At 72.4% G+C, this 19,507-nt stretch carries 23 protein-coding genes and 4 tRNA genes; 11 read left to right on the forward strand and 16 right to left on the reverse strand.

Annotated features, from left to right (window positions below):
• Window positions 1-18: 18 nt before the first annotated feature.
• On the reverse strand, window positions 19-441 hold the full coding sequence (gene msrB / locus QE370_RS12505; RefSeq protein ID WP_309634546.1) for a peptide-methionine (R)-S-oxide reductase MsrB: 423 nt from the start codon (window positions 439-441) through the stop codon (window positions 19-21).
• A 64-nt stretch (window positions 442-505) separates the two neighbouring features.
• On the opposite strand from msrB, the gene QE370_RS12510 reads away from it, so the two are divergent.
• Window positions 506-1,375 carry an SGNH/GDSL hydrolase family protein gene (locus tag QE370_RS12510; protein WP_309634547.1) on the forward strand — a complete coding sequence of 290 codons (870 nt, stop codon included), beginning with the start codon at window positions 506-508 and terminating at the stop codon, window positions 1,373-1,375.
• On the opposite strand, the gene QE370_RS12515 is transcribed toward QE370_RS12510, so the two are convergent.
• Complete coding sequence (locus QE370_RS12515) at window positions 1,347-2,006, reverse strand: dihydrofolate reductase family protein (RefSeq protein WP_309634548.1); 660 nt, start codon at window positions 2,004-2,006, stop codon at window positions 1,347-1,349. The genes QE370_RS12510 and QE370_RS12515 overlap by 29 nt on opposite strands.
• A gap of 27 nt (window positions 2,007-2,033) precedes the next feature.
• Here QE370_RS12515 and QE370_RS12520 point away from each other — a divergent pair, with 27 nt between their 5' ends.
• Window positions 2,034-2,867, forward strand: a complete 834-nt coding sequence (locus QE370_RS12520; RefSeq protein WP_253025323.1) for a PPK2 family polyphosphate kinase — start codon at window positions 2,034-2,036, stop codon at window positions 2,865-2,867.
• Between the two features lie 2 nt (window positions 2,868-2,869).
• On the opposite strand, the gene QE370_RS12525 is transcribed toward QE370_RS12520, so the two are convergent.
• The 5 genes from QE370_RS12525 to QE370_RS12545 form a co-directional block, all read right to left on the reverse strand.
• Window positions 2,870-3,907 carry an AbrB family transcriptional regulator gene (locus QE370_RS12525; protein WP_309634549.1) on the reverse strand — a complete coding sequence of 346 codons (1,038 nt, stop codon included), beginning with the start codon at window positions 3,905-3,907 and terminating at the stop codon, window positions 2,870-2,872.
• Window positions 3,908-3,996: 89 nt separating this feature from the next.
• The gene (locus QE370_RS12530) at window positions 3,997-4,755 is read right to left on the reverse strand and encodes a CbiX/SirB N-terminal domain-containing protein (protein WP_309634550.1); all 759 of its coding nucleotides are present in this window, start codon (window positions 4,753-4,755) and stop codon (window positions 3,997-3,999) included.
• Window positions 4,752-4,931, reverse strand: a complete 180-nt coding sequence (locus QE370_RS12535) for a hypothetical protein (protein ID WP_253025321.1) — start codon at window positions 4,929-4,931, stop codon at window positions 4,752-4,754. The genes QE370_RS12530 and QE370_RS12535 overlap by 4 nt, the downstream gene beginning before the upstream one ends.
• Window positions 4,928-6,610 carry a nitrite/sulfite reductase gene (locus QE370_RS12540; protein WP_309634551.1) on the reverse strand — a complete coding sequence of 561 codons (1,683 nt, stop codon included), beginning with the start codon at window positions 6,608-6,610 and terminating at the stop codon, window positions 4,928-4,930. Before QE370_RS12540 ends, QE370_RS12535 begins: the two co-directional genes overlap by 4 nt.
• A 290-nt stretch (window positions 6,611-6,900) precedes the next feature.
• Window positions 6,901-7,563: a hypothetical protein gene (locus QE370_RS12545; RefSeq protein ID WP_309634552.1), complete on the reverse strand. Its 663-nt coding sequence runs from the start codon at window positions 7,561-7,563 to the stop codon at window positions 6,901-6,903.
• Between the two features lie 91 nt (window positions 7,564-7,654).
• Here QE370_RS12545 and QE370_RS12550 point away from each other — a divergent pair, with 91 nt between their 5' ends.
• The 3 genes from QE370_RS12550 to QE370_RS12560 are packed head-to-tail and all read left to right on the forward strand — an operon-like array spanning window position 7,655 to window position 9,487.
• Window positions 7,655-8,530 (forward strand): YihY/virulence factor BrkB family protein, encoded by an 876-nt coding sequence (locus QE370_RS12550; protein WP_067858014.1) that lies wholly within the window; start codon window positions 7,655-7,657, stop codon window positions 8,528-8,530.
• Window positions 8,531-8,550: 20 nt separating this feature from the next.
• A complete protein-coding gene (locus QE370_RS12555) occupies window positions 8,551-8,943 on the forward strand; it encodes a DUF4333 domain-containing protein (RefSeq protein ID WP_253023027.1) in 393 nt (130 codons plus the stop codon).
• 1 nt (window position 8,944) lies between these two features.
• A complete protein-coding gene (locus tag QE370_RS12560) occupies window positions 8,945-9,487 on the forward strand; it encodes a DUF4333 domain-containing protein (protein ID WP_309634553.1) in 543 nt (180 codons plus the stop codon).
• 100 nt (window positions 9,488-9,587) lie between these two features.
• Here the strand turns inward: QE370_RS12560 and QE370_RS12565 are convergent, their stop codons facing one another.
• A complete protein-coding gene (locus QE370_RS12565; RefSeq protein ID WP_253022961.1) occupies window positions 9,588-9,857 on the reverse strand; it encodes a hypothetical protein in 270 nt (89 codons plus the stop codon).
• A gap of 261 nt (window positions 9,858-10,118) precedes the next feature.
• Between QE370_RS12565 and QE370_RS12570 the strand changes: the two genes are divergently transcribed.
• Window positions 10,119-10,544, forward strand: coding sequence for a hypothetical protein (locus QE370_RS12570; protein WP_309634554.1), 426 nt, complete (start codon window positions 10,119-10,121; stop codon window positions 10,542-10,544).
• Between the two features lie 1,309 nt (window positions 10,545-11,853).
• Window positions 11,854-12,270 carry a DUF5994 family protein gene (locus tag QE370_RS12575; RefSeq protein WP_309634555.1) on the forward strand — a complete coding sequence of 139 codons (417 nt, stop codon included), beginning with the start codon at window positions 11,854-11,856 and terminating at the stop codon, window positions 12,268-12,270.
• Between the two features lie 225 nt (window positions 12,271-12,495).
• Here the strand turns inward: QE370_RS12575 and QE370_RS12580 are convergent.
• The 3 genes from QE370_RS12580 to QE370_RS12590 all read right to left on the reverse strand — a co-directional run bounded on the left by QE370_RS12580 (window position 12,496) and on the right by QE370_RS12590 (window position 12,769).
• A tRNA-Val gene (locus QE370_RS12580) sits at window positions 12,496-12,570 on the reverse strand.
• 29 nt (window positions 12,571-12,599) lie between these two features.
• Window positions 12,600-12,670 (reverse strand) — tRNA-Cys (locus QE370_RS12585).
• Between the two features lie 27 nt (window positions 12,671-12,697).
• Window positions 12,698-12,769: transfer RNA gene (locus QE370_RS12590), tRNA-Gly, on the reverse strand.
• A gap of 93 nt (window positions 12,770-12,862) precedes the next feature.
• Here QE370_RS12590 and QE370_RS12595 point away from each other — a divergent pair.
• The 3 genes from QE370_RS12595 (at window position 12,863) to QE370_RS12605 (ending at window position 14,368) form a co-directional block, all read left to right on the forward strand.
• Window positions 12,863-13,699: an aminotransferase class IV gene (locus QE370_RS12595; RefSeq protein ID WP_309634556.1), complete on the forward strand. Its 837-nt coding sequence runs from the start codon at window positions 12,863-12,865 to the stop codon at window positions 13,697-13,699.
• A gap of 41 nt (window positions 13,700-13,740) precedes the next feature.
• A tRNA-Val gene (locus QE370_RS12600) sits at window positions 13,741-13,812 on the forward strand.
• A 70-nt stretch (window positions 13,813-13,882) separates the two neighbouring features.
• Window positions 13,883-14,368: a YbaK/EbsC family protein gene (locus QE370_RS12605; protein ID WP_309634557.1), complete on the forward strand. Its 486-nt coding sequence runs from the start codon at window positions 13,883-13,885 to the stop codon at window positions 14,366-14,368.
• Window positions 14,369-14,443: 75 nt separating this feature from the next.
• Here the strand turns inward: QE370_RS12605 and QE370_RS12610 are convergent, their stop codons facing one another.
• The 4 genes from QE370_RS12610 to QE370_RS12625 are packed head-to-tail and all read right to left on the reverse strand — an operon-like array spanning window position 14,444 to window position 17,270.
• Complete coding sequence (locus tag QE370_RS12610; RefSeq protein ID WP_309634558.1) at window positions 14,444-14,647, reverse strand: hypothetical protein; 204 nt, start codon at window positions 14,645-14,647, stop codon at window positions 14,444-14,446.
• A 42-nt stretch (window positions 14,648-14,689) separates the two neighbouring features.
• Window positions 14,690-15,277 carry an acetoacetate decarboxylase family protein gene (locus QE370_RS12615; protein ID WP_309634559.1) on the reverse strand — a complete coding sequence of 196 codons (588 nt, stop codon included), beginning with the start codon at window positions 15,275-15,277 and terminating at the stop codon, window positions 14,690-14,692.
• A complete protein-coding gene (locus QE370_RS12620) occupies window positions 15,274-16,695 on the reverse strand; it encodes an NAD(P)/FAD-dependent oxidoreductase (RefSeq protein WP_309634560.1) in 1,422 nt (473 codons plus the stop codon). Before QE370_RS12620 ends, QE370_RS12615 begins: the two co-directional genes overlap by 4 nt.
• A complete protein-coding gene (locus tag QE370_RS12625) occupies window positions 16,692-17,270 on the reverse strand; it encodes a TetR/AcrR family transcriptional regulator (RefSeq protein WP_253022977.1) in 579 nt (192 codons plus the stop codon). The genes QE370_RS12620 and QE370_RS12625 overlap by 4 nt, the downstream gene beginning before the upstream one ends.
• A 56-nt stretch (window positions 17,271-17,326) precedes the next feature.
• Between QE370_RS12625 and QE370_RS12630 the strand changes: the two genes are divergently transcribed.
• On the forward strand, window positions 17,327-19,021 hold the full coding sequence (locus QE370_RS12630; protein ID WP_309634561.1) for a GMC family oxidoreductase: 1,695 nt from the start codon (window positions 17,327-17,329) through the stop codon (window positions 19,019-19,021).
• Window positions 19,022-19,039: 18 nt separating this feature from the next.
• On the opposite strand, the gene QE370_RS12635 is transcribed toward QE370_RS12630, so the two are convergent.
• On the reverse strand, window positions 19,040-19,498 hold the full coding sequence (locus tag QE370_RS12635) for an Lrp/AsnC family transcriptional regulator (RefSeq protein WP_253022981.1): 459 nt from the start codon (window positions 19,496-19,498) through the stop codon (window positions 19,040-19,042).
• Window positions 19,499-19,507: the final 9 nt, after the last annotated feature.

Raw genomic sequence — 19,507 nt, forward strand, 5'->3', positions numbered from 1 at the left:
CCGTCGACCGCGGACGGGTCAGACGGGGACCTGGGTGAGGCTGATGCCGTTGATGCAGAACCGCTGGTCGGTGGGGGTGGGGAAGCCCTCGCCCTCGAACACGTGGCCCAGGTGGGAGCCGCAGGTGGCGCAGCGGACCTCGACGCGACGCATGCCCATCGAGCGGTCCCCGATGTACTCGACGCGGTCCTCCGCGAGCGGGGCGTAGAACGCCGGCCAGCCGCAGTGGGCGTCGAACTTCGTGTCGCTGCGGAACAGCTCGGAGCCGCACGCGCGGCAGGCGTAGACGGCCTCCGTGGGGTCGGTCTCGAACGGGGAGCTGAACGGTCGCTCGGTGCCCGCCTCGCGGAGCACGTGGTACTCGGCGGCGCTCAGCTCGGCGCGCCACTCCTCGTTGGACTTCTCGACGTCGTAGCTGGTCTTCCCCGCCTGGTCGCTCATGTCTCCAGCCTACGTTCAGGTGCAAGAGACCACCTGTTCACGCGGGTGTGGGAGGAACGTCCTCGTGGGAGTGACGAGGACGGTGGCGACGGGTCTGCTGGTGACCGCGACGGCGGGGGCGGCTGCGGCGTGGGGGGCGCGGGCGGTCCTGCAGCACCAGGCCGCGCTCGCTCGCGCGGCGATCGGCAAGCCGCTCGGCGAGGACGCACCCCTCGCCGACCGGGTCTACAAGAAGCGGCACGGCGGGACCATCGACCTGCTCGTCCTGGGCGACTCCATCGCCGCCGGGCTGGGTGCCGACGGACCGCGCGGAACGCTCGGTGCGCGGCTGGCGCGTCAGGTGTCCAAGCGCACCGAGCGTGCCGTGCGCCTCCGTACCGCCGCCGTGGTCGGGTCCGAGAGCAGCCGGCTGGCCGAGCAGCTCGCGTCGCTGCCGCCCGACTACGCGCCCGACGTCGCGGTCGTCGTCGTGGGTGGCAACGACGTGACGCACCGCGTGCCGGTGGTCGAGTCGGTGAGCCACCTGGAGGCGTGCGTCTCGGCGCTGCGCCGTCGTGGCACCGCCGTCGTCGTCGGCACGTGCCCCGACCTCGGCGCGCTCACCCCGGTCCCGCAGCCGCTGCGCGCGCTCGGCTCGCGGGCGTCGCGCCAGCTCGCGGCCGCCCAGCAGGAGGCGGCGCTGCGCCACGGCGCCTACGTCGTCTCGCTCGCCGACGTCGTCGGACCGTTCTTCATCACGAACCCCGACGAGATGTTCAGCCTCGACCGTTTCCACCCCAGCTCCCTCGGCTACAAGCGGACGGCGCAGGCGATGCTGCCGTCGGTGCTCGCGGCGCTGGGGGAGCACGACGAGGTGCCGTTCGGCCACCTCGCCCCCGACCTCACGGTCGTGCCGGACGACCGGGTCAGCGTCCCTGCCGCACCCAGCGCGTGAGCAGCGTGCCGTCGACGTCGACGGCGTGCGCCAGCCGCAGCGGCACCTCCGTCGACTCCCCGCCGGTCGAGATGCGCTGACCGTCGCCGGCCACCAGGACGGGGGAGACGGTCAGGCACAGCTCGTCGACCAGGTCGAGCGCCGTGAGACCGGCGAACAACGACGGGCCGCCCTCGCACAGCACCCGCTGCAGGCCGCGACGGCCGAGCTCGGCGAGGGCCTCCGGCCAGTCGACCTCGTCCTCGCCGGTGAGCAGCACCTCCACACCGGCACCCTCGAGCGCCACCACCTGCTCCTCGTCGGCGGCTCCTGGCGCGACGACGAGCACGCCCGGGACCTTCAGGCGGTCCGGTACGTCGAGGCTGCGGCTGACGAGGGCGAGCACGCCGTCGTCGATCGGTCCGTAGTCCTCCGACCGGGCGGTGCCGGCCGACACGAGCACGACGTCGCACAGCTCGCGCAGGAGCCCGAACACGGCCTGGTCGGCGTCGGTGCCGAGCGACCCCGACCGCCCGTCGGCCCCCTCCGCCGAGCCGTCGACGCTGCTGACGAAGTTGACCCGCACCCAGGCGCGGCCCTCCTCGAGGTCGGGGTACTCGTACAGTGCACGGTCGATCGTCGGCGTGGCCATGACGCCCACCCTAGGTACGGTGGCGCCATGTCGCAGAGCCTGAGCAGCACGCTGTCCGCCGTCAGCAGCCTCGCCGAGGTCGACTCGCGCTCGACCCCCGGCTTCGACGGCGACAAGGCGGCCGGCAAGGCCGCGCTCGCCGAGCTCGGCACCGAGCTGGCCGACCTGCAGGAGCGTCTGCACGCGCACGGCACGACGGGCGACCCGCGCTCCGTCCTGGTCGTGCTGCAGGGCATGGACACCTCGGGCAAGGGCGGCACGATCGAGAAGGTCGTCGGTCTGGTCAGCCCGCTCGGGGTCCGCATCGCCTCCTTCAAGAAGCCGACGCCCGAGGAGCTCGCCCACGACTTCCTGTGGCGGGTCGAGCGACGGTTGCCGTCGGCCGGCGAGCTCGGCGTCTTCGACCGCTCCCACTACGAGGACGTGCTCATCGGGCGCGTGCGCCGGCTGGCCGACGTCGACGAGGTCGAGCGACGCTACGACGCGATCAACGCCTTCGAGCGCCGGTACGTCGAGTCCGGCGGCACGGTCCTCAAGTGCCTGCTGCACATCAGTCCCGACGACCAGGCCGCTCGACTCCTCGCCCGGCTCGACGACCCGACGAAGCACTGGAAGTTCAACCCGGGCGACATCGACGAGCGCGAGCTGTGGGACGACTACCAGGAGGCGTACGACCTGGTGCTCCAGCGGACGTCGACCGATGTCGCCCCGTGGCACGTCGTGCCCAGCGGACGCAAGTGGTACCGCAACTGGGCGGTCGGCCGGCTGCTCCTGGAGCACCTGCGCGCGCTGGACCTGACCTGGCCCGAGGCCGACTACGACGTCGACGAGCAGCGCGCCCGGCTCGCTGCGTCGAGCTGACGTCAGCCCCGGCGCAGCAGCCGGGCGAGGGCCGGAGCCAGCAGCAGCACCAGCAGCAGCCGGAGCAGCTGGACGGCCGTCACGAAGGTGACGTTGCCGCCGGTGGAGGTCGACGTCGCGAGCACGGCGTAGAGGCCGCCGGGCGTCGTGGCCAGGTACGCGTCGAGGCGGCTCGTCCCGGTCGCCGCCGCGAGGGCGAGTCCCAGGCCCGCGCAGGTGACCATGGTGAGCGCGATGGAGACGGCGGCGGTCAGGAGCATCCGCGCGATCGACCGCAGGCTCTCCAGCGTGAACCGCAGCCCGACCTGGACGCCGATCGCGAGGTACCCGAGGCCCTCCACCCAGGTCGGCACGACCGCGTCGGTGAATCCCGGCACGGCGTGCAGCGCCGCCGCGGTGACCACGGGGCCGAGGATGGCCGGCGACGGGAGGTGCGCGACGCGACCCAGCAGCAGCCCCGAGCCGACGGCGAGGACGCAGTAGAGCAGGTCGCGGCCGCTGCCGAGGACGAACCCGCCGGCGGCTGCACCGCCGCGCTCGTGGAAGACCAGCCCGACCACGAGCGGCAGGCTGAACAGCACCACGAGCACGCGCAGGTACTGCAGCACGGTGACGACGCGGTCGTCGGCGCCGAGGTCGCGCGAGAGGGCCGTCATGCCCGACGCGCCGCCGGCGATCGAGGCGAAGGCCGCCGTCACCGGGGTCACCCCGCGGTGCACACGCAGCAGCTGCCCCGCCAGGACGCTCACGACGATCGTCGACGCCGACACCGCCACGACCACGGGCCACGACCAGCCGAGCGACGTGAACGTCCCCCAGTCGACCGAGGCCCCGACGATCGTGCCGACGACGCCCTGGCCCGTCAGCGAGACCCAGCGGGGTGCGTCGAGCGGTCGGGGCGCGAGCCGGCCCGGGGCCAGCAGCGCGTAGACCAGGGCACCGAGCAGCCCGCCGAACAGCAGCGCCGACGGCACCTGGGCGAGCACGAGCGCCGTCGACGCGACGACGACGACGATCCCGAGACGCAACCAGGCCCGCACCCGGGGAACGCTAGTCCTCGGGGTGCGGGCCCGGTGCGCCGGAGGGTCCGGCGGTGGGTCGTGCGGTGTCGTGTCGGTGCCAGGGACGCTCAGGCGAACAGCGCGTCGAGCGAGACGAGCTCGACGGCTCCGACCGCGTAGCGGGCCAGGATGACCTCGGCCACCTCGTCCGACACGCCCAGCGGCTCGGCGACGGCGACGGCGCCGGCCTCGTACGCCAGCTCCTTCACCCGGTCGGGGAGGAACCCCGGGGCGAGCATCAGCTGACCGACCGCGATGTTGCGGCGACCGTCGGCGCGGTGCGCCCGCACGGCCTCGCCCGCCGCGGGCGGCGCGCTCGAGGCGAACGCCGCGATCGTCGGCAGCTTGTGGTGCGCGCCCCAGGCCCGGGCGGCCCGGGCGATGGTGGCGTTCGCGACCGCGTCGGACGAGCCGGCGCCCGCGAGCACCAGGGCGTCGAGCTCGCGGACCCGCTTGTCGCGCAGCACCTCGCGCAGTCGACGGTCGAGCACGTGGAAGAACGCGTTCTCGATGCCGAGGACGTCGGTCACCTCGATCTGCAGACCGTCGTGACGGGAGCGGGCCGCCTTCGCGGCCTCCGGCACGTCGACCTTGGCGTGGTAGGCCTCGGTGAGCAGCAGGGGGACGAGGACGATCTCGCTGTGACCCTCGGCGACCAGACGGTCGACGACGGCGTCGAGGTCGGGCTCGGAGTGGTCGAGGAACGCGGTGGCCACCCGGAGGTCGGGACGCATGCACGCCACGCGCTCCGTCAGGGCAGTGATGGTCTCGGCGGACCGCGGGTCGCGGCTGCCGTGCGCCAGGGCGATCAACGCTGGTGCAGTCATGCTGTCCTCCTTCCAGAGGGGTCGGTGGTGCTGGTGTGGGTGGGGGAGAGGAGTCCGATGAAGCCGAGTCGGAAGGCGCGCAGACAGCTGCGACACTCCCACTCGCCGTGGGTCTCGCCGTGCGGACGCAGGTCCTCGTCGGCGCAGTACGGACAGTGGAACGGTGTCGCCCTCATCGCAGGACCTCCTCGTCGGCGCGGGCGACCCAGTGCGCGAACGACTCGTCGGCGTCGCGCTGCTCCAGGAACGTGCGCGACAGCTTCTCGACGTAGTCGGGCAGCTGCTCGCCGGTCACCTTGTGGGCGCGGAGCTTGCGGCCGAAGCCGGCGTCGAGCCCGAGGGCACCGCCGAGGTGCACCTGGAAGCCCTCCACCTGGTTGCCGTTCTCGTCGAGCACGAGCTGGCCCTTGAGGCCGATGTCGGCCGTCTGGATGCGGGCGCAGGAGTTCGGGCAGCCGTTCACGTTGACCGTGATCGGGGCGTCGAGCTCGGGAACGCGCTTCTCCAGCTCACCGATGAGGTCGGCCGCGCGGGCCTTCGTCTCGACGATGGCGAGCTTGCAGTACTCGATGCCGGTGCAGGCCATCGTGTTGCGACGCCACTGCGAGGGCCGCGCGTGCAGGCCCAGCTCGGCCAGCGCCTCGACGAGCGACTCGACGCGGTCCTCCTCGACGTCGAGCACGACGAGCTTCTGCATGGGCGTGGTGGCGACCCGGTCGGAACCGTGCGCCTCGACGACGTCGGCCACCTGGTTCAGCAGCGTGCCTGAGATGCGACCGACCGTCGCGGCGACGCCCACGTAGTAGCGGCCGTCCTTCTGGCGGTGCACGCCCACGTGGTCGACGGGCGTCGCCGGCACCTCGGGGGCGTCGAGGTCGACGAGGGTGCGCTCGAGGTACTCGTTCTCCAGCACCTCGCGGAACTTCTCGATGCCCCAGTCGGCCACGAGGAACTTCAGGCGGGCGCGGGAGCGGAGCCGGCGGTAGCCGTAGTCGCGGAAGATGCTGACGACGCCCTCCCACACCTCGGGCACCTCGTCGATCGGCACCCAGACCCCGACCCGCTGGGCGAGCATCGGGTTGGTGGACAGCCCGCCGCCGACCCACAGGTCGAAGCCGGGTCCGTGCTCGGGGTGCTCGGCGCCGATGAACGCGATGTCGTTGATCTGCGGGACCACGTCGTGCCCGGGGTGCCCGCTCATCGCCGACTTGAACTTGCGCGGCAGGTTCGAGAAGGCGCGGTCGCCGATGTAGCGGCTCTCGACGGCCTCGATGGCCGGGCGGGCGTCGATGATCTCGTCGGCGCTGATGCCCGCGACGGGGGAGCCGAGGATGACGCGCGGGCAGTCGCCGCACGCCTCCTGCGTCGACAGGCCGACACCCTCGAGCCGCTCCCAGATCGTGGGCATGTCGCGCACGTCGATCCAGTGGTACTGGACGTTCTGGCGGTCGGTGAGGTCGGCGCTGTCACGCGCGAACTCCACGGAGATGTCGGCGATGGTGCGCAGCTGCGCGAGGTCGAGCTGTCCGCCGTCGATCCGCACCCGCAGCATGAAGTAGCGGTCGTCGAGCTCCTCCGGCTCGAGCGTCGCGGTCTTGCCGCCGTCGATCCCGGCCTTGCGCTGGGTGTACAGGCCCCACCAGCGGAAGCGTCCACGCAGGTCGCCGGGGTCGATGCTGTCGAAGCCGCGGTGCGCGTAGATGTTCTCGATGCGGGCGCGCACGTTCAGCGGGTTGTCGTCCTTCTTGGACTGCTCGTTCGCGTTGAGCGGCTCGCGGTAGCCCAACGCCCACTGGCCCTCGCCGCGACGGCGGCGGGCCGGACGGGAGGGGGGCGTAGTGGTGCTCGACGTCATGGGAGTCCTCGGGGAGGACGCGCGACAGCCGGTCGGGGACGGACGGGCGTCGCGCGTCGCGGCAGGTGGGTGCGGGCGCGGTGGGTCAGCGACACGCCATGGTGCGCGCACGACCGAGGTCGACGTGGAGACGTCCCACGAGCCAGAGCGGGTGCGCGATCAGCATGCGGACAGTCTTGCCAGCCCGTGGACGCCTCACAACTGGAGATCTCACCATGTGGTCAGTGCGTCCACATGATGGGACAAGCATGCCGAAACCGGTGAGAGCACGGCGGATCGCGTGACCGGGGTCACTCGGCGTGCGGCGACACCCACGAGACGACGAAGGTGCCCAGCAGGGCACCCAGCAGAGCGCCGACGGCCACCACCAGCGCCAGCGGCCACGCCACGACGCCCGCGGTCGCGAGGCCCAGGACGGCGGCGGGCTGGGCCGCGGCGGCCAGGCCGACCCCGAGCAGACCGCCGGCGGAGACCGGGCCGACGGCCTGCCAGCCGGGACTCGCGGAGTCGCCGGCCAGCGTCGCCCACGCGGTGAGCAGGCCCACGACGGCGGCGAGGACGCCACCGGCGAGCAGCGTCGGATCGTCCCAGACCAGCGTCCCGCCGGGCAGGTCGACGGCGGTGACGGCCGCGCCGGCCGCGACCGCACCCACGACCTGGGCGGCGACCACGGGCAGGGCGCCCGCAGCGGATGCGCGTCCCACCAGGGCGAGTGCCGTCAGCTGTACGGGACCGGTGAGCGCGACCCCCGAATCGGTCGGCCCGTCGTGGAAGCGCGCGAGCCACGCCGTCGCGACTGCCACCGCGGCCACCGCGGCCACCGCCGTCGTCGCGTCGGTGGCCCGCAGCGCCCATGCCGCGACCGCCGTCGTCAGCGCCGAGGCCACCGCGGCGAGCGCGAGCGGCTTCACTCGGCCGCTCCCGTCGCGCGACGCACCGAGGTCGTGAGGCACCTCGTGCCTGCTTCCGCGTCGGGGGCGACGAGCAGGATCGCCCGGGTCGAGGGTGCGCGGCGGAAGGGATGCATGTCGATACCGTAGGGGCATGGCGGCTGAACGGGTAGGACGCCCGGCGGCCGTGGACCGGCTGGCGCGAGTCACGGCACGCACCGTCTCCCGCTGCATCCAGCACCGGGTCACCGGCCTCGCGGCCGAGGCGGCGTTCTTCGCGATCCTGTCGCTGCCGCCGCTCGTGTTCGGGCTCGCCGGCACCATCGGCTTCGTCGCCGAGCGCTACGACGTGGCCCAGGTCGACGTCCTGAAGGACCGGGTGCTCGAGCTCTCGTCCCAGGCGCTCACGCAGGGCACGGTCGACCAGGTCATCGCGCCCACGCTCGACGAGGTGCTGAGGTCCGGACGCATCGACGTCGTCTCCATCGGGTTCGTCCTCGCGCTGTGGTCGGGCTCGCGGGCCCTGAACGTCTTCCTCGACACCATCTCCATCCTCTACGGCCTGGGCGGCGTGCGCGGCATCGTCAAGACGAGGGCGCTGTCGTTCTCGTTGTACGTCGTCGCCCTCGCGATCGCGATCGTCGTCGTGCCGCTCGTGCTCGCCGGCCCGGAGGTGGCGGCGTCGGTCGTGCCCTCGCAGCTGGCCGTGCTGCAGCCGTTGTACTGGCCGGCGGTGCTGCTCGTCTCGGTCGGCTTCCTCGCCTCGCTCTACCACCTGGCCGTCCCGGTCAAGGTGTCCTGGAGGTCCGGTCTGCCCGGCGCGTTCTTCACTATGGGGCTGTGGATCGGCGGCAGCCTGCTCGTGCGGTGGGCGCTCGGCTTCTCCACGGGCGGCACCTCCATCTACGGTCCGCTCGCCGCGCCGATCGCCGTCCTGCTGTGGCTGTACGTCATCTCCATCGCGGTGCTGATCGGGGCTGCGATCAACGCCTCCTTCGACGAGGACCGCCACCCCCGTCCTGACCGCTAGAATCGTCGCCCGTGAAGAAGATGCGGAAGGTCGCGGCCCTCGTCGTGGTGCTGCTCGGGGTCGCAGCGCTGCTCTTCGCGCTGCGTTCGTGCAGCCCCGACGACGACGGCGGATCCGGCTCCAGTGCCGACCCGACGCCGTCGGCGTCGGCCAGCCCGTCGCTCGCGCCGACCAAGATGACGACCACGCGGATCGAGCAGTCGATCAAGACGCGCCTGGACCAGAACGCCGGTCAGCCGACGCGCGTCGAGTGCCCCGACCGGGTGCTGCAGAAGATCGGCACGGCCTTCGACTGCCAGGTGTTCTTCGCCAACCAGCCCAACACGGCGGCAGTCGCGGTCGCGGCGGTCAAGATCGACGGCCCCGACGGCCACTTCGCCTGGAACTCCAAGCCCGTCTCGCAGGGGGAGTGACGTGGGCGCGTCGAAGAAGGTCCTCGCCGCTCTCGTGCTGACCGTCCTCGTGCTCGCCGGCGGCGTGTTCGGGCTGCGCTCGTGGCTCGGGACCGACAGCACCGAGGGGGACGACCAGCGAGCCGCGGGGGAGCGGGTCGTGCCGACGCGTTCGCCGAGCGCCGAGCCGACCGCCTCCGCGTCGCCCTCGCCCTCGGCGAGCCCCTCTCCGTCCGCGAGCCCGTCGCCGACGGCCTCGCCGACCCCCACCGCGTCGCCCACCCCGTCCCGGTCGACGGCTCCCCGACCCGCCCGGCCCGCGCCCGCGGCGCCGCGGACGGTCCGGTCGACGGCCGCCGTGTCGGCGCAGGTGAAGGCCTCGCTCGACGCCCAGGGGCGTCCCACGGTGGTCTCCTGCCCCCGCTCCGTCCCGGCAGCGGTCGGCACGCAGTTCAGCTGCGCCGTCGCCTACGCGGCGCAGCCGTCCGTCGTCGTGGCCGACGCGATCGTGCGGATCACGTCGGCCGACGGCACCTTCACCTGGCGCTCCGTCTCGCGCACCTGACGTCGCTGCGGTTGCGGTCCTGGCAGACGCACCTAGATTGGGAGTACGCCGGGTCCGGCCGTCGGCTTGCGCAGCTCGACGGCCGCCCGGCGGTATCACGTCAGGACGGACCTGGGCCCCGAGCGGGACGCAGCAGCGACGCAGGCACCCAGTTCGCGACCAGCGCGCCCGTCGGCAGCAGCATGACCACGTACGCCCACCAGCCGTCGTCGCGGCGCTGCCAGGTGACGAGCAGACCGGGGTACGGTCGCAGGTCCACCTGACGCGCGGACGGCGCCACCCACACGTGACGCGCGCGCTCGACCGACGAGGGCTCCGGCGACGGCCTGGCGGCCGTGGAGCGCGGTGCGTGGTGGGGGTGGGCGCTCACCCGGACGATGCTAGTCGAACACGTGGTCGAATGCGCTGCGGAACGGCTCGTCCTCGAGATGCGGATGCAGCAGACCTGCGTACCGTCGAGCGCACCGGTTCGGTGAGTTTCCCGGACCGGGCCAGCCTCACACCAGCCCCGCATCTCGCATGTCGGTGTGACGACGAGCGGCCCCGCCAGCGGCGGGGCCGCTGTCGCGCGGGGCGCGGCGCCGAGGTCTCGTGCGTGCTGCCGCGACCGGGGTCGACCTATGCTCCCCGCATGAGGCGTCGTCTGGTCGCGGTCGCGGTGGTCCCCCTGCTCCTCCTGGGCGCGTGCGGCGGGTCCGACAGCGGTTCGGCGCCGACCGCGACCGAGCCGGGACCGGCGGAGTCGGCGTCGGGCGCGCAGGGTGAGGCGCTCGAGCAGGCCGTCGTCCGCGACGTCGACGCCTTCCACGGTGGCCGCGCCGACGACGCGTATGCGTTCCTGTCGGCGCGGTGCCGCCAGGAGCTGCCGTTCACCGAGTTCCGGCGGATGACGAGCCAGGCCACCGCGCTCGACGGCGACGACCCCCTGCGCGACGTGGAGGCGACGGCTGACGGCGCCCGCGGCACGGTGTCGTACGAGCTCGACGTCGAGTCCCTGTCCGAACGGGACCAGCCGTGGGTCCGTGAGGACGGCGGCTGGCGCAACGACGACTGCTGAGGCCTCACGCGGGGTCGGGACGGCCCGGGGCGCGACGGCTCCCCGCGTCACGCCCCGAGTCGGTCAGCGTCGCCCCTGGTCGACGCGCTCCCAGTCGACGTCTGGTGCGTCACAGGCGCACCGATCCACGTCGACGTCGCCTACTGAAGCAGAGGTCCTGCGGGGCCGCATCTCCATCGTCGGGACCCGTCGCGTCGGCGGAGGCCATCTCGCGGCGCGACCTCCCGGATGAACATTGTGCGGTTTCGTCCCGCAACAACCCGGGGACCTCTAGATTGATCGCCGGCCCGGTCCGCAGCGCATGGCGGCCGGACCTGGCGGTGGGCCCGATTCCCGAGGTCGAGCCCCCGTCTGATGCGGCCCGCGCGGCGTCCGGTGGTCCTCGTCGCCGCGCGGGCCCATCTCCTGTCGGCGCGTCATGGGCCTCTGCCCGCGGCACTCGCGTCGGAGCCTGCACGCTGGCGGCACGTCCCGGCTCGCAGTCGACCACTGCATGAACATCCGCCCAGCGGGAAGGTAGAGCGCAGCACCGTCGGGTTCAACCACGAGCCCCGAGTGCGAGCGGCTGGGGCGGCTTCGGCCGAGGCGCCCCGGCCGCGTTCGTCGCATCGCCTCGAGGCGCACGGTCGACGTGCCGGAGCGTAGGACGCGGAGCGCCGGGCACGAGGGTCGCCGGTGGCCCCGACGGGACCGTCTTGGCTGTCTGGTGAAGGAGACTTGTGGAGACGAGACGCTGTCGACGTCCTCGGGGGGATGAGAGTCGTCGACAGCGTCTCGCCGGCCCGGCTCGCGGTGGAGCGGGCGCGATGTCGTGGATCGTTTCCTTGGGAGAGAGGATCAGCGACGCGTCGAGGCTAGCGGGCGGTGCGCCGCCTTGACGGCGGATCGCGCCATGGTGAATCTCACGCTCGGGACGACCCATCCTCGCGGAGGTGCTGCGCCGAATCTCTCCTCGCGCCGACGCGGCAGGCCCGGTCCGTGCGCGCAACGAACGAGTCGCGTGTACCGTCGAGAAGTCGGCCTCCCGCCTCCGCGGGCACCGATGTGAGGGTGGGTCCCTCGACTGCGTCCAGGGGTTGCAGCGTCGGGGGGCCCGGTCGGGGAGCGGCCGCCGATCGTGGTCGACGATGTTCGCGACGTCTCGGGTGCTGAAGAGCGAGCCAGTCCGAGCATGACGACGCCGAATGCACGGCCGTGGCTCGGGCGAGGGGCGGCTCAGGTGCGCGGCGCTACAGTGGCACCACGACCGCGAGTGTCAGCTCATCCACGAACCTGACGCGGGCGGCAATCCCCACAGGTGGTGGCCCCGATGGCCCTCCGTGCCCGTACGTCCTTCGCACCGCTCGTCTCCGCTCGTCCGGCCCCAGAGCCTGACGGCGCCTGGTGGCCTCGAAGCCGCTCGCTCGCCCACGAGCTGGCCAGCTTCTTCGAGGCATGGCCTCCCGAGCGTGGACGGATCCAGCGGATCCTCTACTCCTCGCCCGACTGGGACGACCACCCCCACTCGGTGACGGTCCCGGGCCGACGCGTCAAGACGGGAACCTTTCCTCGCGAGGACACCCACGTGCTCACGGTCAGCATGGCGGACCGTTCCGACCACGTGATCACGGTTGTCGACCCGAGCGCCTCGACGACTGAAGCGCACCGTCTGATGTCCGGTTTCAGCGACACCGACGAGAGCGACATGGCGCTACCTCGCTGGAGCGGCGAGGGCGGCTCGCTCTGAGGGTCGATGCGCCGCTCATCGCATCGGCTTCGACACCGGGCTGAGCGTCGACGCCCCTCACGGTGTCATCGCGAGGGGCCGCCCAGGACTGAGCCTGAGGATGCGGTGGTGCCACGGACCCGCATGCGGAGACTCCCACCGCACGTACACCGCACCAGCCTTCCGAGCGCTCGTAGCCGCAACGAGAAAAGCCCCGAAATCCCTTGGGATTCCGGGGCCTTCCGGTGGTGGGCGATACTGGGTTTGAACCAGTGACCTCTTCCGTGTCAGGGAAGCGCGCTACCGCTGCGCCAATCGCCCGTGGGTGGTGCTGTTCTGTTGGGGGATCGAGGTGGGTACGGGATTTGAACCCGTGTACACGGATTTGCAGTCCGTTGCCTCGCCTCTCGGCCAACCCACCGCTGGATGGGTATGGGGACCCTCTCCGAGCGGACAACGAGATTCGAACTCGCGACCCTCACCTTGGCAAGGTGATGCTCTACCACTGAGCTATGTCCGCATTCGCACCGTTCCCGGCGCGAGATGAAACATTAGTACATGCCCCTGCGGCGGCCAAACAGGGGGGTCCGGGCGGGCGCGTTAGGGTGGAGCCATGCGTGCCTGGCTGAACGGAAAACTGCTGGAATCACCGGACGAACCGGCCCTCAGCGTGCTCGACCACGGGCTCGTCGTGGGCGACGGCGTGTTCGAGACCGTCGCCGTCGACGACGGGCAGCCGTTCGCCCTCACGCGCCACCTCGACCGGCTCGCGCGCTCCGCCGAGGGGCTCGGCATCGGCCGGCCCGACCTCGGCCTCCTGTGCGAGGGGATCGACGCGACCCTGGACGGCCAGGACCTCCCCTTCGGACGGGTGCGGATCACCGTCACGTCGGGTCGGGGTCCGCTCGGCTCGCCCCGTGGCGACCACGGGCTCACCCACGTCGTCGTCACCGAGCCGGCCCAGAAGCCGCCGTCGGTCGCCACGATCATCACGGTGCCGTGGCCCCGCAACGAACGAGGTGCGCTGTCCGGTCTCAAGACCACGTCGTACGCCGAGAACGCCAGGATGATCGAGGCGGCGCGCGCCGCAGGCGCGTCGGAGGCGGTCATGCCGAACACGCAGGGCCACCTGTGCGAGGGCACGGGCTCGAACATCATGTACGTCCTCGACGGCACCCTCGTCACCCCCACGCTCGCGTCGGGCTGCCTGGCCGGCATCACCCGGGCGCTGGCGCTCGAGTGGTTCGCCGACGAGCTCGACGTCGTGGAGCGCGACGCGCCGATCGAGGTGCTCGCCGACGCCGAGGAGGTCGTCCTCGTCGGCACGACGCGCGACATCCAGGCCATCTCGCACGTCGACGGACGGCCCGTCGCCGCGGCTCCCGGGCCCGTCACGCAGCGTGCGCAGGCCATCTGGGCGCGGGAGGCCGCGAAGACGTCGGACCCGTAGCTCGACCTCGGGACGGGGTGGAGTAAGGTTCTGACGTCCCCGGGCGATTGGCGCAGTGGTAGCGCGCTTCGTTCACACCGAAGAGGTCACTGGTTCGAACCCAGTATCGCCCACCGACACGCAGGCCCCCGGCTCTCGAGCCGGGGGCCTCGTCGTTCGCCCGGCGCTCCTACGATGGCCGGCATGTCGATCGAGAGCGCCCGCGCCCACCTCGCCCGCTTCGGACGCGACGTCGACGTCGTCGAGACGTCCGGGTCGAGCGCGACGGTCGAGCTGGCGGCTGCCGAGCTCGGTGTCGAGCCGGCGCGGATCGCGAAGACGCTCGGCTTCTACGGCCGAGAGCCGGGAACCAGCATCCTCGTCGTCGCCGCGGGCGACGCACGGGTCGACAACGCGGCCTTCAAGGCGACGTTCGGCCTGAAGGCGCGCATGCTCAAGCCCGACGACGTCGAGGCGCTCACGGGCCACCCTGCGGGCGGTGTGTGCCCGTTCGCCAACCCCGACGGAGCGGCCGTGCACCTCGACGAGTCGCTGCGACGGTTCCCGTCGGTCTACCCGGCCGTCGGCAACGCGGCGTCGGCCATCGAGCTCACGCCCGACGAGCTCGAGGTCGTCGCGGAGCCGGTCGGCTGGGTGAGCGTGACGAAGCGACCCACCTCGTCGTTTTGACGGGATCGCGACGGTTCTCGGCCCGAGAACAGTCGTGAAGTCCCCACGACGCGGGAAGGCGGGTGGGGGAGGAGATCAGGTGGTCTCTGAGGTGCCGAGCGGGTCGAGCCGCACCCACCCGCGGTCGGTGTGACGCTCGAGGCGCAGCCCGCGGCCCTCACCGGGGGTGGGGGCCTCGAACGGTCGGCTCGAGCGCCAGGCGACGGCGGCCTGGTCGTGCTCCAGCGTCTCCTCGGCGACGACGTCGCCGTCCTCCGTGGTCAGTCGGTACTCAGCCATGGGACCACCGTGCCGTGGAACGCGACGACGTGCGAGCCGACGTCAGCCGCGACCGAAGAGCAGCCGGAACCTCGACGCCCGCACCGACACGACCGGACGCCGCCCCGCGAGCAGCGACAACGGGCCCGAGAACGTCCACGACGTGCGCAGCAGCTGCGCGCGGAGTCGGCCGCGCACGGACGTGACGACAGAGCGCCCGCCCCGACGCTGCACCACGCGGAACGAGAGCGGCCAACGACCCGGCAGGCCCACCGTGCGCGCGACCTCGACGCTCGCGAGGCCGTCGCCGCGGTGCCGACGCCCCGGCTCGACGTCGAACCGGGCGAGGTCCTTCGGGATGGCCCACAGCGCGCGCCCACCGTCGCGCGAGGCCTCGCTGTCGACCCAGATCCACGGGATCCACACGCGCGGTCGCACGCCGCGGCGCACGAGCACGGTGGCCATGACCTCGTCGTAGACGAGCGGGCTCGGCTCCTCGTACCGGAAGAAGGCGGCGGTCACGACCGCCCGCCCCGCCACGGAGACGACACGGGTGCCGGGCGGCGGCGCCGGCAGCGACCGGACGGGCACGAGGAACACCGACGCGACCGCCTGGCCGTGCAGGTCCCACGGTTCCGGGGGATAGGTCACGCCCACGCGAAGTCCTCGACGTCGAGGGAGCGCACCCGGCGGTGGTACGGGTACGTCGAGCCGGGCCAGTTCGACGTGATGCGACCCGACGGGTGGCGGTACCAGCTGTCACAGCTGCCCCAGACGGACTTCTCCAGCCGCTCCTGCACCTGGCGGTCGTACGCCGCCTCGACCTCGGGCCGCACGTCGACCGTGGCGTGGGCTCCCTCACGCATCCGGTCGAGCACCAGGCGCATGTGCCGTGCCTGCGCCTCGAGCATGTAGATGATCGACCCGCCGCCGAGGTTCGTGTTCGGGCCGTAGGAGACGAACAGGTTCGGGAAGCCCGGCACGTACATGCCGAGGTGGGCGTGCGCGCCGTCGACCCAACGCTTGGCGAGGGCCTCGCCGTCCACGCCGCGCACGTCGATCGTGTCGAGGAAGTCCTGGGCGGCGAAGCCCGTCCCGTAGACGATGACGTCGGCAGGGTGCACGGTGCCGTCGGCGGTCTCCAGTCCCTCGGGGACCACCCGCACGATGCGCTCGGCGACGACGTCGACGTGGTCGCGCTCCAGCGTCGGGTAGAACGTGTTGGAGAACAGGATCCGCTTGCAGCCGATCGGGTAGTCGGGCGTGAGGACCTCGCGCAGGCGCGGGTCGCGCACCTGGCGGTGCAGGTGCGCGAGGGCCACGCGCTTCTCGATGGCGCCGACGACCGTCCCCTCGTCGAGACCTCGCGAGAACTGCTCGCCGAGCGTCCACCACAGCGGGCGCTCGAGCCGGATCCCCGGCCGCCACCAGCGGGGGAGCGGACCGTCGGGCTTGGGGAGGATGTAGTTCGGGGAGCGCTGGAACAAGGTGAGCTCGCCGGCGACGTCGGCCAGGTGCGGGACGTACTGGATGGCGCTCGCGCCGACGCCGACCGCGGCGACCCACTTCCCGCGCAGGTCGAGGTCGTGGTCCCAGCGCGCCGAGTGGAACGCGTCGCCCTCGAAGTCGTCGATGCCAGGGATGGCGGGCAGGCGTGGCTCCGACAGCTGTCCCACGGCGCTCACCAGCACCTGCACCCGCTCGAGTGACCCGTCGGCGAACCCGACCTCCCACTGCCGGTCCGTCTCGTGCCAGTGCGCCGAGACGACCTCGCGGCCCAGGTGCACGAGCGGCGTGATGCCGAGGTCGTCGGCGGTGCGCCGCAGGTAGGCGTGGATCTCCGGCTGCAGCGCGTACCGGCGCGACCAGTCGGTGTTCACGGCGAAGGAGAACGAGTACAGCGGCGAGGGGACGTCGCAGCCGGCGCCGGGGTAGGTGTTGTCGCGCCACACGCCCCCGACGTCGTCGCCACGCTCCCACAGCCGTACGTCGGTGTGCCCGTGCTGCAGGAGCTCGGCTGCCACGGCGATGCCGCCGAAGCCCGAGCCGATGATGCCGACGGACGTCATGAGCCCTCCAGGACGTGGACGAGGTGGGTGGTGAGCAGGTCGAGGACGTCGTCGCGCGTGAGCGTGCCCCGCTGGAGCCACTCCCGGCACAGCGCCTTCACGTACGCGGCCGAGGCCCGTAGCCGGGCCCGCAGCACAGGGGAGTCGGGCAGCCCGACGGCGTCGAGCACGAGGCGTGCGGCGCGGTCGTCGGCCTCGTCGACCACGACCTGCAGGTCGGACTCCCCGTGCAGCTCGGCGGCGCCGGACGCGGCGACCCAGGCCTGCCCGTACGTCTGCGCGGCGTCGAGGATCCAGTCCATCGTCACCCGCACCCGCTCCTCCATCGGCAGGTGCAGCAGGTCGGGCAGCTCGGTCTCTGGCATGAACGTCGAGTCGCGCATGACGGCGAGGAAGATCTCGCGCTTGGAGCCGAAGTAGTGGTGCAGCAGCCCCCGCGTGACGCCGGCCGCGCTCGCCAGCTCGGCCAGCGAGACGTCGTCGTAGGCGCGCTCGGCGTACAGCGTGCGGGCGGCCTCGAGGATCTGGCGACGGCGCGCGTCGGGCTCGAGGCGGTGGCGGGGCAGAGCGGTCACGCGACGAGTGAACAACGCTATTGGCAAAGTGTCAACAAGCGGGTACGGTGCGCGACATGAAGCACTACGACGTCCTGGTGGTCGGCTCCGGGTTCGGCGGCAGCGTGACCGCGCTCAGGCTCACCGAGAAGGGCTACGCGGTCGGTGTCATGGAGGCGGGCCGACGCTTCGCCGACGACGAGCTGCCCGAGACGTCGTGGCGTCTGCGCCGCTACCTGTGGGCCCCGTGGGCGCGCTGCTTCGGCATCATGCGCATCACGCCGCTCAAGGACGTCCTCATCGCGAGCGGCGCCGGCGTCGGTGGCGGCTCCCTGGTGTACGCGAACACGCTCTACCAGCCGCTCGACGGCTTCTACGACGACCCGCAGTGGGCCCACGTCACCGACTGGCGCGACGAGCTCGCCCCGCACTACGACCAGGCCCGCCGCATGCTCGGGGTCGCGACCTACCCGCGCACGACCCTGCCCGACCGGTTGATGGCGGAGGTCGCCGAGGGGCTCGGCGTCGGCGACACGGTCCACGCCGCCGACGTCGGCGTGCTGTTCGGCGACCGTCCCGGCGAGGAGGTCGACGACCCCTACTTCGGCGGCGCCGGGCCTGCACGCCGCACGTGCACCGACTGCGGTGCCTGCATGACCGGCTGCCGGCACAACGCGAAGAACACGCTCGTGAAGAACTACCTGCACCTGGCCGAGCGGGGCGGCGCCCAGGTGCACCCGCTGACCACGGTGACCGACGTGCGCCCGCGGCGCGGCGGTGGCTACGTGGTGCACACGCGACGCACCGGCAACCGGCTGCGGCGTCGTCGCTTCAGTGCCGACCAGGTGGTCTTCGCGGGCAACGCGCTCAACACGCAGGACCTGCTGCACCGGCTCCGCCGTCGCTCGCTGCCGGAGATCTCCGAGCGGCTGGGGGAGCTGAGCCGCACGAACTCCGAGGCGGTGCTCTCGGCCCGCGCGAGCGCGAAGGACGCCGACGTCACGCCCGGCGTCGCGATCACGTCGTCGTTCCACCCCGACCCGCAGACGCACGTCGAGCCCGTCCGCTACGGCCGGGGCTCGGGCGCGCTGAGCCTGATGAACATGGCGCTGGCCGACCACCGCGGCGGGGGCTCGCAGCTGCGCAAGGTGCTGCGCGGCTACCGCGGCCTCGGGCTGCGCGGCACGCTGCGCCTGCACGACCCGCGCCGCTGGGCCGAGCAGTCGGTCGTGGTGCTCGTCATGCAGTCGCTCGACAACTCCGTCACGACGTTCCTGAAGCGCGGTCCGTTCGGCCTCAGGATGAGCAGCCGGCAGGGCACGGGCGCGCCGAACCCGTCGCACATCCCCGTGGCCGACCACGTCGCCCGCGAGATCGCCGACAAGCTCGACGGCGTGCCGGGCGGCTCCGTCGGCGAGCTCGTCGGCATCCCGCTCACGGCCCACTTCATCGGGGGCTGCCCGATCGGCACCACGCCGCAGGAGGGCGTCATCGACCCCTACCAGCGGCTGTTCGGGCACGACGGCCTGCACGTCGCGGACGGCTCGGCCATCAGCGCGAACCTCGGGGTCAATCCGTCGCTGACGATCACGGCCCAGGCGGAGCGGGCGATGTCGTTCTGGCCCAACCGCGGCGAGCCCGACCCGCGTCCGCCGCTCGGGTCGGCGTACCGCCGGGTCGACGCCGTCGCCCCCCACCGGCCGGTCGTGCCCGAGGGCGCGCCGGGCGCGCTGCTCCTGCCCACGCCGCGCCTGCGCGTCGGGGCCTCGTGACGCCTCGCCGACGTCAGGTCAGTCGGGGACGCCCCAGGTGTACGTCTGCTTGACCAGCTTCAGGTAGGTGAACGTCTCGGTGCTGACGACGTCGTCCCGGGCGCGGATGTTCTCCGACAGCACCTGCAGCAGGTGCTCGTCGGTCTCGCACACGAGCTCGAGGATGATGTCGAACGAGCCCGCCGTGATGACCACGTAGTCGACCTCGGGGATCTCGGCGAGGCTCTCGGCGAGCGGCTCCAGCGGACCCCTGCCGCGGATGCCGATGAGCGCCTCCCGGGCGAAGCCGAGCTGCATCGGGTCGGTGACCGCGACGATGTTGATGACGCCGGAGTCCGTCAGCTTCTGCACGCGCTGGCGCACCGCGGCCTCCGAGAGCCCGACCTCCTTGCCGATGGCCGCGTACGACATGCGGCCGTCGACCTGCAGCAGCGCGATGATGCGCTTGGCGACCTCGTCGAGCACCGGCGCGCTCATGGCGTCGCC

Source organism: Aeromicrobium sp. SORGH_AS_0981 (genome assembly GCF_031453195.1).
Taxonomy (GTDB): domain Bacteria; phylum Actinomycetota; class Actinomycetes; order Propionibacteriales; family Nocardioidaceae; genus Aeromicrobium.

Bases quoted from the DNA above. Each gene is read 5' to 3' on its own strand.
- msrB (WP_309634546.1), bottom strand. From the start codon at position 441: ATGAGCGACCAGGCGGGGAAGACCAGCTACGACGTCGAGAAGTCCAAC.
- QE370_RS12515 (WP_309634548.1), bottom strand. From the start codon at position 2,006: ATGGCCACGCCGACGATCGACCGTGCACTGTACGAGTACCCCGACCTC.
- QE370_RS12520 (WP_253025323.1), top strand. From the start codon at position 2,034: ATGTCGCAGAGCCTGAGCAGCACGCTGTCCGCCGTCAGCAGCCTCGCC.
- QE370_RS12530 (WP_309634550.1), bottom strand. From the start codon at position 4,755: ATGACTGCACCAGCGTTGATCGCCCTGGCGCACGGCAGCCGCGACCCG.
- QE370_RS12535 (WP_253025321.1), bottom strand. From the start codon at position 4,931: ATGAGGGCGACACCGTTCCACTGTCCGTACTGCGCCGACGAGGACCTG.
- QE370_RS12540 (WP_309634551.1), bottom strand. From the start codon at position 6,610: ATGACGTCGAGCACCACTACGCCCCCCTCCCGTCCGGCCCGCCGCCGT.
- QE370_RS12550 (WP_067858014.1), top strand. From the start codon at position 7,655: ATGGCGGCTGAACGGGTAGGACGCCCGGCGGCCGTGGACCGGCTGGCG.
- QE370_RS12555 (WP_253023027.1), top strand. From the start codon at position 8,551: ATGCGGAAGGTCGCGGCCCTCGTCGTGGTGCTGCTCGGGGTCGCAGCG.
- QE370_RS12570 (WP_309634554.1), top strand. From the start codon at position 10,119: ATGAGGCGTCGTCTGGTCGCGGTCGCGGTGGTCCCCCTGCTCCTCCTG.
- QE370_RS12575 (WP_309634555.1), top strand. From the start codon at position 11,854: ATGGCCCTCCGTGCCCGTACGTCCTTCGCACCGCTCGTCTCCGCTCGT.
- QE370_RS12595 (WP_309634556.1), top strand. From the start codon at position 12,863: ATGCGTGCCTGGCTGAACGGAAAACTGCTGGAATCACCGGACGAACCG.
- QE370_RS12605 (WP_309634557.1), top strand. From the start codon at position 13,883: ATGTCGATCGAGAGCGCCCGCGCCCACCTCGCCCGCTTCGGACGCGAC.
- QE370_RS12610 (WP_309634558.1), bottom strand. From the start codon at position 14,647: ATGGCTGAGTACCGACTGACCACGGAGGACGGCGACGTCGTCGCCGAG.
- QE370_RS12620 (WP_309634560.1), bottom strand. From the start codon at position 16,695: ATGACGTCCGTCGGCATCATCGGCTCGGGCTTCGGCGGCATCGCCGTG.
- QE370_RS12630 (WP_309634561.1), top strand. From the start codon at position 17,327: ATGAAGCACTACGACGTCCTGGTGGTCGGCTCCGGGTTCGGCGGCAGC.
- QE370_RS12635 (WP_253022981.1), bottom strand. From the start codon at position 19,498: ATGAGCGCGCCGGTGCTCGACGAGGTCGCCAAGCGCATCATCGCGCTG.